Here is a 13364-nt window from a genome sequence, read left to right on the forward strand (position 1 = left end):
TGAAAATGAAGAAATAGCAGTCTCTAAAGGCTCTTATCCAACTGCATTTCTTCCGAAACCATACTTGGAAAAATCGGACTTTTATTATGAAATTGACTCTTTCCTACATCTAAACGTGCCAGAAAGGTAGGAATTTACTTTTTATGGCTGGATTTGGCTGCACTTTTTGCAGCAAGATCCCTCAAAAGCCACTGAGGATGCATATGAACTGCACTAAAGCAGTTCATGTATCACGGGTGTCTTCCAGCACAATTGCGATCAGCTAGAAATGCGGAGAGCAGCATTTTCTTCTATTCTCATTATGTTTGTATTATGCCCGTTTCATTTTTTCTTCTACCTTTTCTTCTAATTATGAATGTGATACATCACATTTATGTATTTAAATCCTTTGAAACAAAAATAAAAATAAATATTCAAAAATAAACAAAGATATGTTACGATGAATCCATCAAGAACAAACACATACTCATGGGATGTAAAAAGGAGAGACTTTGAGCTACGCTCAAAGATCCCTATATTAGGAGGATACTAATGATTGCGAATTTGTGGGAAGCGGAAAAAGCGAATGCAGTATCGAAAGGCGTAGAGGAATTGGTGTACCGTTCCAATTTATTAGGGACAGATCGCGCAGTTGCCAACTGGGGCGGCGGTAACACATCGTACAAAACAATCGAGAAGGATTTCCGCGGTCGTGATGTAGAAGTGATGTGGGTAAAGGGCAGCGGTTCTGACCTTGCTACTATGAAAGCAAAGAATTTCACAGGTCTTCGCATGGAAGACATTCGTCCGTTGTTCGAGAGAGATGAAATGTCCGACGAAGAAATGGTTGCTTACCTTGTGAATTGTATGATCGACAGCAAACATCCGCGTGCTTCCATTGAGACGCTTTTACATGCATTTTTGCCTTTCAAAAACGTTGACCACACGCATCCTGATGCGATTATCGGTCTATGCTGTGCACACAATGGTCGTGAGTTGGCGAAAGAAATTTACGGCGACCGTTTCGTGTGGGTACCTTATGTGCGTCCTGGCTTTACACTTTCCAAAATGATCGCGGAAGGCGTAAGAAACAATCCAAAGGCTGAGCTCGTGTTGATGGAGAAGCATGGTTTGGTTACTTGGGGCGAAACGTCGGAAGAAAGCTACCTCAAAACTTTGGCTATCATTCAAGAAGCAGAAAGCTTCATTGAAGCTCGTGTGAACGAGAGCAGCCTTTATGGCGGAGCGAAGTACGAGTCCCTTTCTGAATCCGAGCAAAAAGATATTTTGGCACAAGTCCTGCCTATCGTTCGTGGAGCAGTGAGCAATGAGAAGAAAATGATCCTGACCACTGACAGCGCGGATGATGTTCTGAAGTTCGTTAACAGTAAAGATGCTGCTGTGCTATCCCAAGTTGGAGCGGCTTGCCCGGATCACTTGGTTCATACGAAAATGAAGCCTCTTTACATTGATTGGAATCCAAACTCCCGTGATGTGGCCTCGTTAATTGAAGCTTTAAACGCTGGAATCGCGGCTTACAAAGAAGAGTACAAGGCTTATTTTGACCGCAACAAAAATGAAGGCGACGTCATGAACGAAGCGGCACCTCGCGTTATCCTGATCCCAGGTATCGGGATGATCAACACAGGTAAAAGCTGGTCCAATGCACAAGTAAGCGGAGCTCTCTATCACCGTGCGATTGCCGTAATGAGAGGCGCAACAGCTCTCGGAACGTTCGTTTCTTTAAGCGAAAATGAATCTTTTAATGTCGAGTACTGGCCTCTTGAACTTTATAAATTAACTTTGGCTCCGGCTGAAGCGGAGTTTTCCCGTAAAATTGCTTTCATCACAGGCGGCGCAGGCGGAATCGGAAGCGTAACGGCTCGTCAATTTTTAAAAGAAGGCGCGCACGTCGTTCTAGCTGACCTGAATCTTGAAGGCGCACAAAAATTAGCAGACGAATTGAACGGGCAGTATGGCGAAAACAGAGCCATTGCCGTTAAAATGGATGTAACGAAAGAAGAGGAAGTGGAAGCCGCTTACCGCGACTCGATTCTCAGCTATGGCGGTATCGATATTATTGTGAATAACGCAGGTCTTGCGACTTCTAGTCCTTTTGACGAAACATCACTTAAAGAGTGGAACCTAAACATGAACGTGCTCAGCACGGGTTATTTCCTCGTAGCTAGAGAAGCTTTTAAAATTATGAAAAAACAAAGCATCGGCGGCAGCATGGTATTCGTCGGCTCCAAAAACTCGGTATTCGCAGGCAAAAATGCCTCCGCCTACTCGACAGCCAAAGCGGCTGAAATTCACTTAGCACGCTGTATTGCCGCTGAGGGCGGGGAATTCGGCATTCGTGTAAACTCGGTATTGCCAGATGCGATTCTTCAAGGCTCCGCGATTTGGAATTCCGGTTGGCGCAATGAACGGGCTGCAGCTTACGGTATTGAACCGGATCAGTTGGAAGAGCATTACCGCAAAAGAACGACGCTGCTTGTCAACATTTTCCCGAAAGACGTTGCGGAGGCTATCGTATACTTCGCTTCTTCCAAAGCAGATAAAACGACAGGTTGTATGATCACAGTTGACGGCGGCGTTCCGGCTGCCTTCACTCGCTAATTACTTCCACAACCAAAAGGAGATATAATCCGATGAGCGATAAAGCATACGCCTTGTTCGAAGAGCTGCAAGCAAATAGAGGCATTGATCTAGCAGCCGTTAAAGCTAAGCTAAAAGCCCTTAAAGTAGAAACCCCATCATGGGGCTACGGAGATTCAGGAACTCGCTTCAAAGTTTATAAGCAAAATGGCGTTCCGCGTAATCCCTTCGAGAAATTCGAAGACGCTGCGCAGGTCCATAAACTGACGGGTGTTTGCCCGTCGGTTGCTATCCATATTCCATGGGACAAGGTGGACGATTACGCAAAGCTTAAGCAGCATGCAGCTAATCTCGGTGTTTCTATTGGAGCTGTAAACCCTAACCTTTTTCAAGAGGATGATTACATCTTTGGTAGTGTGACGAATTCGAACGAAGCCATCCGCCGCAAAGCGACGGATCATTTGCTGGAGTGTGTGGACATCGCTAAGACAGTAGGTTCTGATGTGCTGAGCCTATGGTTCGCAGATGGTTCCAACTATCCAGGACAAGTCGACATTCGAGCTCGTAAAACATGGATGTATGAAGCGCTTAAAGAAATGTACGGAGCCATGACGCCAAGCATGCGTATGCTGATTGAATACAAGTTCTATGAGCCTGCGTTTTATCACACAGATCTAGCAGACTGGGGGATGGCATTCAATTTGGCGAACAAATTGGGGCCTCAAGCTGAAGTGCTAGTTGATACAGGGCATCACCCGCAAGGAACGAACATTGAACATATCGTGACTTACTTGTTAGATGAAAATAAACTGGGCGGCTTCCACTTCAACTCCCGCAAATACGGGGATGATGATCTGATCGTTGGTTCGGTCAATCCGTATGAGTTGTTCCTTATTTTCTACCAAATCATTGATGCAGCGAACGATAAAAATCCACAAATCCGTCAGGCTGCTGACAATATTGCCTACATGATCGATCAAAGCCACAATATCGAGCGTAAAATCCCTGCAATGCTGCGTTCCGTGCTTAACGTTCAAACACAGTATGCCAAAGCTTTGCTGATCAATCTCGATGAAGTTAGAGATGCTCAAGAGCGTCAAGACGTTCTAGGCGCAGAAGACGCTGTGCGTAAGGCATTCGAATTCGATGTTACTCCGCTTCTTCAAGCAGTACGGGAAGAGATCGGTGTACCGGTAGATCCGATGAAAGCTTACCTAGAAAGCGGCTACGACGAAAGCATTAATGCTCGTGGCAAAGGCGGTGCCAGCTGGTGAGTAAGCCCTCCTGCGTACTGGCCTTTGATTTGGGAGCAAGCAGCGGCAGAGCGATCGTCGGACGACTTGATTCCGAAGCGGGCATCGTTACGATCGAGGAAATTCACCGCTTCTCGAATGATCCGGTGAAGGTGGGCAACCACCTTCATTGGGACATTTTGAGATTGTTTCATGAATTGAAACAAGGTATTTTACAGATGAAGCATCTGGGTTATACGGATATCGAGAGCTTGGCCATAGATTCATGGGCGGTTGATTTCGGGCTGCTTGCAGCAAATGGTGAGCTTCTCGGTAATCCCTACCACTATCGGGACCATCAAACGGACGGCATCATGGATAAGGTCATTGATCTTGTTGGCCGTGAAAAGCTGTATGCCAAAACAGGTCTTCAGTTCCTTCAATTTAATTCGATTTTTCAACTATATGCGTTAAAAGAAAGAAATCCAGAGCTTCTGCAGCGTGCAGATACATTCTTGATGATTCCTGACTTGCTCCGATACTTCTTAACGGGAGAAAAACATAGCGAGTACACCAATTCCACAACGACACAGCTTTTGAATGCGACAACGCAAACATGGGATACGGAGCTTTTAGAGCAGCTTGGTCTTCCAGGTGAGCTATTACTGAAACCGGTTTCGTCAGGGACTAGAGTCGGTGCCTTAACCAAAGAGATTTGTGATGAACTTGATGTTCCTTCGATTCCTGTCATTGCCGTAGGCGAGCATGATACAGCCTCTGCTGTTGTCGCGGTTCCCGCTTTAGAAGAAGATTTTGCTTTCTTAAGCTGCGGTACTTGGTCACTGCTCGGGACGGAGACGTTGGCGCCCGTGCTTACGGAACAGGCATTAGCTTGGAATTTCACCAATGAAGGCGGCGTTTATAGTACGAACCGATTGCTGAAGAACATCATGGGCTTATGGTTAATTCAGGAATGCAAGCGTACATGGGACAAGGAAGGCAAGAATATCAGCTTTGCTGAGCTAGTCAAGCTTGCCGAGCAGGTGAAGCCATTCCAATGCTTCATCGATCCGGATGATGACATGTTCTTGAATCCTGAGCATATGCCAAAGCAAATTCAGCAATACTGCCGGGAGACGGAACAGGTTGTACCGCAAACGGAAGGCGAAATTGTTCGTTGTATGTTGGAAAGCCTGGCTTTGAAGTATCGGTTTGTTTTAGAAAGAACAGAACTGCTATCGGGGAAGAAGTATCAAGGTCTTCACATCGTTGGTGGCGGCATTCAGAACGAGCTGCTTTGTCAATTCACGTCAAATGCTATACAGCGCGAGGTTTGGGCCGGTCCTGTTGAGGGTAGTGCCTTAGGTAACCTTGTAGTACAATGGATATCACTAGGGTATATCGCGAATTTGCGCGAAGCCAGGAAGCTGATTCGGAATTCGTTCCCGGTCAAAACGTACCTCCCTCAGGATGGAGCGGGTTGGCAGGTAGCGTATGCAACATTTTGTCAGGTGGCATCCCGATCGACGGTGAAATGAGGGAAGTACGATGCTGGTAGCGGAAAGATGGCAGAGAATCGTTCAGTTGGTGAATGAAAGAGGAAGTATTAGAGTGACTGAGCTAAGTGAGCTGTGTCAAGTGACGGAAGAAACGATACGACGTGATCTGGATCGGCTAGAAAGCGAAGGAAAGCTGATGCGCAGCCATGGCGGCGCTGTAAGTGTGAAGGAAGCGCAGTCGGAAGTCCCTTTTATGGAAAGGGAAACGGCGCAGTCGGATTTCAAGAACAGCATCGCGAGGGAAGCGGTATCGCATATTCGGGAGCATGATCGGATCATTTTAGATGCAAGTACAACGGCTTGGTATATGGCCAAAATAATTCCTGATATGCCGCTAACGATCATCACGAACTCGATGAAGGTTGCGCTTGAGGTGAGCAGTAAGGAGAAAATTCAGGTCATATCTACAGGTGGACTCCTTTCGCAAAAATCGTTGTCCTATGTAGGACCACTAGCGGAAAGATCCTTGGATATGTATCACGTTCATAAGCTGTTCCTGTCATGCAAAGGGGTTCATATCCAGCGTGGAATTAGCGAATCCAACGAGTTGCAAGCGCTCATTAAACGCAAAATGATAAGTATTGCTGATGAAACATACTTGCTAGCTGACCATAGTAAATTCGGCATGCAATCTTTGACGCAAGTAGCCGGCTGGCCTGAGATCAAGCACTTGATCACGGACGGTCAAACAAACAAGGATGACGTTGATCAGATTCGCGATAAAGGTGTATACGTTCTCCAATTAGATAAAGGTTAAAAAAGATGTTCCTCCCATCACCAGTATGTTCTCTCTCGTACTGAGGATGGTTTTTTGTATAACCAAATACCTCTGAGAGGGAACGATTAAGGAAGGGAGTTAGCTGCAATCATGAAAGTATCCTTATTCATTACGTGCTTGAGCGACCTTGTTTACCCCAAGGTTGGTGAGTCTATGGTTCATTTACTTGCAAAATACGGAGTCAAGCTAGACTTCCCTGCGACTCAGACATGCTGCGGTCAACCTGCCTTCAATAGCGGCTATTGGGATGAGGCGCGAGGTTCCGCATTGACACTGCTTCAAGCGTTTGAAGACAGTGATTTTGTGATATCACCTTCGGGTTCATGCACAAGTATGATTCATCATTATTATCCGAAGCTGTTTGAAAATGATCCTATCAATCTAGCAAGGGCTAACCGATTAGTAGAAAAAACATATGAATTCACGCAGTTCCTCGTGCAAGTATTAGGTGTGACTGATTTGGGGGCTGTGTTCCCGTACAAAGTGACCTATCATCCGTCCTGCCACGGCAGTCGACTATTAGGCGTCAAAGAAGAACCGATGCAATTGATGCAAAATATCCGTGATTTGGAGCTTGTTCCCCTTCCTCATGCGGAGGATTGCTGTGGATTTGGCGGGACTTTTGCGGTGAAAATGTGCGATATTTCAGGTGCTATGGTATCTGAGAAATCGGATCATGTGCTGGAAACGGAAGCAGAAGTACTTGTTGGACTGGATATGGGATGTTTAATGAATATTGCAGGCAATTTATCCTACCGTGGAAAACCCGTGAAGGTCATGCATCTAGCGGAATTACTGGCCGAAGGAGTGAAGCTGGCGCATGAGCGATCATAAAGCTAGTGGGACCGTCAAGGAAAGATCCAAAGTCGCGCTGAACAATGACTTTCTTCGCAATGCGGTTAAGTTCACGACCGAACGGCTCAAAAACGGTAAACTGGGCGCCTCCGAAGAGCTTGGGAACTGGGAAGAGTGGCGTGAGCGAGGCAGGCAAATTAGGCTGCATACGATTGCACACTTGGACTACTATCTTGGCAAATTCGTTGAAAATGCGAGAGCGCAGGGCGTTCATGTTCACTTTGCAGCCGATGCAGCTGACGCTGTTCGTTTGACGATGCAAATCGCCGAGCACAAGAAGGCTAGAAGTGTTGTAAAGTCAAAGTCGATGGTTTCCGAAGAATTGCATATCAACCATGCGCTTGAACAAATCGGTGTCGAGGCGATTGAAACGGACCTTGGCGAATATATTATTCAGCTGGCAGGCGAGACGCCTTCGCATATTATTATTCCGGCGATCCACAAAAATCGCTATCAGATCGCCGATCTGCTTTCCGAGGATGCAGGTGAGAAGCTTGAGCCGGACACGGGTATATTGGCTGGCTATGTTAGAAGGAAGCTGCGCGAGAAGTTCCTTGAAGCCGACATTGGGATGACGGGCTGTAATTTTGCTATTGCAGAGACAGGGTCTATCGTTCTTTTTGAAAATGAGGGCAATGCGCGGATGGTTAGTACCATCCCTAAGACACAAATCACATTCATGGGTATGGAGCGAATCATTCCTACTTTGGACGATCTCGAAGTGATGGCGACTTTGCTGCCGCGTTCGGCTACTGGACAGAAACTTACGGTGTATATGTCTGTGATTTCTGGACCGCAACGGGAGCAGGACGGCGATGGACCGGAAGAAATGCACGTCATTATTTTGGATAATGGACGTTCCTTGCAGCTTGGAGATCCGCAATTCCAGGAATTGCTGAACTGCATTCGCTGTGGTGCATGCTTGAACGCCTGCCCGGTTTACCGTCACATCGGTGGTCATGCTTATGGCGGGGTGTACAGTGGCCCAATTGGTGCCGTGCTTACACCTGCACTTAACAAGAACGTCGACCAATGGGACGACATCGCGAGTGCTTCGAGCCTGTGCGGTGCCTGCTATGAGGCTTGTCCGGTGAAGATTCCGCTGCATGATATGCTCATTTATCTTCGTCAACGCAAAGTAGAGCGCGGGTCGACGGATTTTGTTGAGAAGACCGGCATGCAAGGCTTTAATTTCTTGATGTCCGACGCGAAGCGGGTTAAAGCGTTAATCAAAATCGGTCGCATTGGGCAGAAATTGTTAGTTCGCGATGGTCATATTAAAGCGAAGATAGGTCCGTTAAAAGGTTGGAATTCGTATCGTTATGCGCCAAGTATAGCGAAGAGGACATTCCGCGAATCGTGGAAAGACATTGAGCAGGGATTAGAAGGTACATTCCCTGAACTAGATTCTGTGATGAAAGCTCGCATGGAAAAGCTTGTGGCTGATCGCAAAGACGGCGGAGGAGGACATCATCATGGCTAAATCAGATGCAGCATTTCACCAAAAGCTTCACCAAGAAGCCCTTAAGGATCAAGAGGCCTTCTTTGCTAATATTTCGAATCGACTTGGCAGAGCTAAGCCATTGCAAACAGCTCCTTCGCATAGCACGAAGGGGGCTCCTGAATTCTGGGAGCAGGTGAATCTCCCGCTAGAACAGCGCATTCAGTTGTTCATGACGAATTGGCAGAAAGCTGGAGGCCATACGAAGCGTCTTGCTAGCATGGCTGAAGCAGAGGAGTTCATTGCTAACTTCATCGCAGAGACACAGGCCAAACACTTGATCATTCAGGATCAACCGGAGCTAGAGCCCCTTCGTGCTGCGCTTGCTGGCACGGAAACGGACATCACGGTGTGGAACGCAGAAGGTGCTGACCCTGCTGCCAAAGACGAGCTTGTCGCTAAAGCAGCAGGAGCGGACATTGGCATCGTAGCCGTAGAACACGCTGTCGCATATACAGGTTCATTAGTGGTAACTTCAGATGCGGCTAGAGGCAGAAGTGTCAGCTTGCTGCCAACCACGTTCATTGCGATTATCCCGGTGGATCGTATAAAAACAAAGCTGGGCGAAGTTTTGCGCCCATTCGATGAACTTTCGGCCGAAGATAGACCGGCAGGTATTCATTTCATCTCGGGTCCAAGCCGCTCAGCCGACATCGAGAATGATTTGACCATTGGTGTTCATGGACCCGGTATCGTATATGCACTTATTGTTGAGTAAACAAAGAGCTGTGAGGGAGTAAATTCCCTAGCGGCTCTTTTTTATTTATGTAAGTGAGGGAAGTGTTTGAAGTAGTGGGAGTGTTGGAATTGCTGGAAATAGAGAACAAAATGGTAGGGAAGTTGTACTCCGTACAACAATTTCCTTGATATCTTCTAAGAAAGTTCAGGATGTTGTATTTTGTGCAACAATATAGCCTTTTTTCCTCCAATAGAGCTAGTTTCTCGTGAAATTGTTGTATGATTTGCAATATTCGCGAGGATAACGTGGATTAGCTTGCTAAATGTTGTACTAAATACAACTCCACACGGATGGAGCTATCGAATACAACAAATATTAAAATAAGTATTGACTACCGCGTCAAGCGGCGGTGCTACAACGTGTGCCCTCGCGTCTGCTTGAGAATTATCTCGGCGTAACTTGCTTTGCATCAACAATGAAAAACATGCTCGTCCATGGACGGCGTAAGCCGAGACAACTTACTGCTTAAAATGTTGTCAACATTGTTCATGACGAAAAGGGATTTTGATTTGATTGAATATGTAAGCGCTTTTGCATTACGATAGTAACATGAAACAGACAAAGGGAGGTTATCCTAATGAGTGCAACTGCTGCACAAAAGCAAGCATCCTCCGGAGGATTCCGGGTGAAAGTTCAAAGTTTCGGTCGTTTTTTGAGCGGCATGGTGATGCCTAATATTGGCGCATTTATCGCTTGGGGATTAATTACGGCTTTATTTATTCCGACAGGTTGGATTCCAAATGAATATTTGGCTAAGCTCGTCGGTCCCATGATTACTTATCTACTCCCTATTTTAATTGGTTATACGGGAGGTACGATGATACACGGAACACGCGGCGGCGTCATCGGCGCTGTAACCACGATGGGGGTTGTCGTCGGAACGGATATTCCCATGTTTCTCGGGGCTATGATCGTAGGTCCGTTCGCCGCGTGGGTGCTCAAGAAGTTCGATAAATCGATTGAAGGAAAAGTGAAATCCGGCTTCGAAATGCTCGTCAACAATTTCTCTTCAGGCATTATCGGCGCTATACTTGCCGTTCTTGCTTACACAGTAGTTGGTCCTGCGGTTCAGGTCGTGAGTAAAGCTCTTGCTTCCGGAGTTCAAGCACTGGTGAATGCCGGTCTGCTCCCGCTTGCGAACGTTTTGATTGAACCAGGTAAAATATTGTTCTTGAACAATGCGATTAATCACGGAGTGCTAAGTCCGATTGCTTTGGATCAAGCCTCCAAAACAGGCAAGTCGATCTTGTTCATGCTGGAGTCCAATCCGGGTCCAGGACTTGGTATCCTGCTAGCGTATTGGATAGTAGGACGCGGTGCAGCGAAGCTTTCAGCCCCTGGTTCAGCTATTATTCACTTCTTTGGCGGTATTCATGAAATCTACTTCCCGTACATTCTCATGAATCCGCGTCTGATCCTGGCTGTTATCGCAGGTGGCGTAACAGGAACGTTCACGTTCTCCCTGTTCAATGCAGGTCTAGTTGCTCCGCCATCACCAGGAAGCATTTTCGCTTACATTGCCATGGCTCCTAAGGGTGGAATGCTGCCGATTTTCAGCGGGGTTATCACATCTACGATTGTCTCTTTTGCAGTCGGTGCATTGCTGTTGAAAACAACGAAACAAACCGAGAATGAAGAAGATTTGGAGCAGGCTACTGCGAAAATGAAAGAAATGAAACAAGCTCCCGCCGCTGCGGCAGCTGAAAAAGTTAGTGCCTCAACGTTGACGCCAGCTTCCGAGGTGCAAAAAATTGTGTTCTCCTGTGATGCAGGCATGGGTTCAAGTGCGATGGGAGCTTCCATTTTAAGAAAGAAAATGAAAGAAGCTGCTATCGATGTCATCGTGGTCAACACAGCAATTAGTGAGATTCCGCCTGATGCAGATATCGTAATCACCCATAAATCATTAACCGATCGAGCACGTAATAAGGCTCCGGAGGCTGAACACATTTCCATCGAAAATTTCATGAAAAGTCCAGAATACGATGAACTTGTCAAACGATTAAGTTAATATACCTTACTAACGCTGGCTAATTGCCGGCGTTATCTCCATTTTGTTCGTGAGGAGAAATATCATGAGCCTGTCAAACAGGAATCGTCAAATTCTAGAGCTGTTAATGAATCGAACGGATGATATTACAGCAGGAGAAATCGCTGCCGAAATCAATGTAAGCACAAGAACGGTTCATCGGGAGCTGTCCGAGTTGGAGACGATTTTGGCAGCTTATGGATTAACTTTGCAAAAAAAATCGGGGAAAGGGATTCAATTACAAGCAGAACCTGAAAAACTTGAGGCGTTCCGGCGCTTGTTATATGGGATGATGGACATTGAATTTTCTGCCGACGATCGCAAAATCATGATTCTTTGCACCTTGCTGCAAGAAGAGGAGCCTGTCAAGCTATTCAGTTTGGCTCATGATTTGGGCGTAACGGTTCCCACCATCACTCACGATCTCGATGAGCTGGATAGATGGATACAGAAGTTTGACCTAATCCTTGTACGTAAACGAGGGTATGGCGTTGGTTTGAGCGGTTCCGAGGCGAATAAACGCAGGATGATGGTAAAGCTCGCCAAAAACGGTCTCGATGAAGCTGATCTATTTGGGAAAAATGTGAACTCGCATTCGCCAGTTACCCAAAGACTGTTGGAGCTCATTGGGAAAGAAAACTTTACGAAGGTGGAAGCAGCACTTTGGCTTGCTGAAGATGAAGGTTTAAATGAACTATCGGAGCAGGATTACACCAATCTGCTCATTCATATTTCGATAACTATCGCTAGAATTCAGCAGGGTAGACAAATCGAGCTGAATCAAGAACCGTACTCGCTTCGCCAAAATAAGCTGCTTGCACATACAATTGAACACCTATCTAAGGTAATTCCAATTGAATTAACAACACCAGAAATTTTCTATATAGCCGAATTACTGGAGCCCAATACACTGCAACATCCGAATCAACTGCTTCCTATGGAAGAATTAAGTTATATGGAAATTGTATGGAAGCTCATCCGGAACATGGAGAGCAGTATCTCGGTCCGTTTCAGCGATGATCGTTCATTACGAGAGGGGCTGCTGAGCCATTTGGAGTCAGCTTTGAAGCGGCTTCAAGCAGGAGCGACCATTCGTAATCCGCTTTTATCGCAAATCAAGAAAGATTATGAGACACTATTTGATGCTATACGGAGAGCTGTAGATAAAACAATAACCGAAATTGCCGTGCCAGATGAAGAAATTGGCTTTCTAGTCATGCATTTCGGAGCTTCTATCGAGAGGCAAAAGCAATTCAGGCGTAATGTAAAAGCGATTCTCGTATGTACAAGTGGGATCGGGACTTCCAAAATGTTAGCCGTAAGACTTACGAAGGAACTTCCGCAAATTGATATTATCGGTCATGCATCTTGGTTTGAAGCAGCGCGCATCCCCCAAAAGGAATACGATTTGATAATTTCTACGGTAGACTTGCCTTTGGAGGAAGATCAGTACTTGAAGCTAAGCCCGTTGTTAACGAAGGAAGAAGCCGAGCGACTCAGGCTATTTATTCAAAATGTAACGCTGCAAAAAGAAGCTGGAGAACGTGGTGAAGCGCCTCAAGAGGCTGATTCAACGAACAGATTGCATCGTATTCAACACTATGTAAACGAAATCGTAAGCATCATCGACCCATTCACGGTGTATTACATCGAGCAAAGCTTTCACAGTTTGAGAGAAACTCTGGAGGTCATTTGTGGATATGTTAGACGCTCAGGGGTGATCGATGAAGTGGAGCCAATTGTCAACCTATTGCTTGAAAGAGAACGATTAAGCAGTCAAGTTATCCCAGACACGGGCCTGGCCCTTTTTCACATTCGAAGCGAGCAGGTTAGGGAGCCATCTTTCACATTGTTTCGATTAAAGGAAGACTTGCTGTTAGACCAAGGTATGGGGTCAGGCGTAAAGCAGCTGCTGCTCATGCTTGGTCCGAAGGAGCTTTCCAAAGAAAGCCTAGAAGTGCTCAGTGAAATAAGTTCTTTTCTATTGATTCCAGAAATGATTGAACTGTTGAAATCGGGGACCCAGTCTGAGATCAAGCAATTTTTATCCCAGGAACTTGCAGCCTTTTTAGAAAATAAAAAATAAATCGG

The 13364-nt window shown here is 46.1% G+C and carries 9 protein-coding genes; all 9 read left to right on the forward strand.

The window, feature by feature from the left end:
* The first annotated feature begins 531 nt into the window (after positions 1-531).
* The 9 genes from ASG85_RS21935 (at position 532) to ASG85_RS21975 (ending at position 13359) form a co-directional block, all read left to right on the forward strand.
* Positions 532-2601 (forward strand): bifunctional rhamnulose-1-phosphate aldolase/short-chain dehydrogenase, encoded by a 2070-nt coding sequence (locus ASG85_RS21935; RefSeq protein WP_057307395.1) that lies wholly within the window; start codon positions 532-534, stop codon positions 2599-2601.
* Between the two features lie 32 nt (positions 2602-2633).
* Positions 2634-3854, forward strand: a complete 1221-nt coding sequence (gene rhaI, locus ASG85_RS21940; RefSeq protein ID WP_057307396.1) for an L-rhamnose isomerase — start codon at positions 2634-2636, stop codon at positions 3852-3854.
* Entirely contained in the window at positions 3851-5350 is a 1500-nt protein-coding gene (gene rhaB, locus ASG85_RS21945; protein WP_057307397.1) for a rhamnulokinase, read from the forward strand. The genes rhaI and rhaB overlap by 4 nt, the downstream gene beginning before the upstream one ends.
* A gap of 10 nt (positions 5351-5360) precedes the next feature.
* A complete protein-coding gene (locus tag ASG85_RS21950) occupies positions 5361-6128 on the forward strand; it encodes a DeoR/GlpR family DNA-binding transcription regulator (RefSeq protein ID WP_060647759.1) in 768 nt (255 codons plus the stop codon).
* A gap of 111 nt (positions 6129-6239) precedes the next feature.
* Entirely contained in the window at positions 6240-6983 is a 744-nt protein-coding gene (locus tag ASG85_RS21955) for a (Fe-S)-binding protein (protein ID WP_057307399.1), read from the forward strand.
* Positions 6970-8487, forward strand: coding sequence for a LutB/LldF family L-lactate oxidation iron-sulfur protein (locus ASG85_RS21960; RefSeq protein ID WP_060647760.1), 1518 nt, complete (start codon positions 6970-6972; stop codon positions 8485-8487). Before ASG85_RS21955 ends, ASG85_RS21960 begins: the two co-directional genes overlap by 14 nt.
* Entirely contained in the window at positions 8480-9223 is a 744-nt protein-coding gene (locus tag ASG85_RS21965) for a LutC/YkgG family protein (protein ID WP_060647761.1), read from the forward strand. The genes ASG85_RS21960 and ASG85_RS21965 overlap by 8 nt, the downstream gene beginning before the upstream one ends.
* 598 nt (positions 9224-9821) lie before the next feature.
* Complete coding sequence (locus ASG85_RS21970; RefSeq protein WP_060647762.1) at positions 9822-11255, forward strand: PTS mannitol transporter subunit IICB; 1434 nt, start codon at positions 9822-9824, stop codon at positions 11253-11255.
* Positions 11256-11319: 64 nt separating this feature from the next.
* Positions 11320-13359, forward strand: a complete 2040-nt coding sequence (locus ASG85_RS21975; protein ID WP_060647763.1) for a BglG family transcription antiterminator — start codon at positions 11320-11322, stop codon at positions 13357-13359.
* The last annotated feature ends 5 nt before the right edge of the window (positions 13360-13364 follow it).

The sequence above is a fragment of the Paenibacillus sp. Soil724D2 genome (assembly GCF_001427935.1).
GTDB lineage: Bacteria > Bacillota > Bacilli > Paenibacillales > NBRC-103111 > Paenibacillus_E.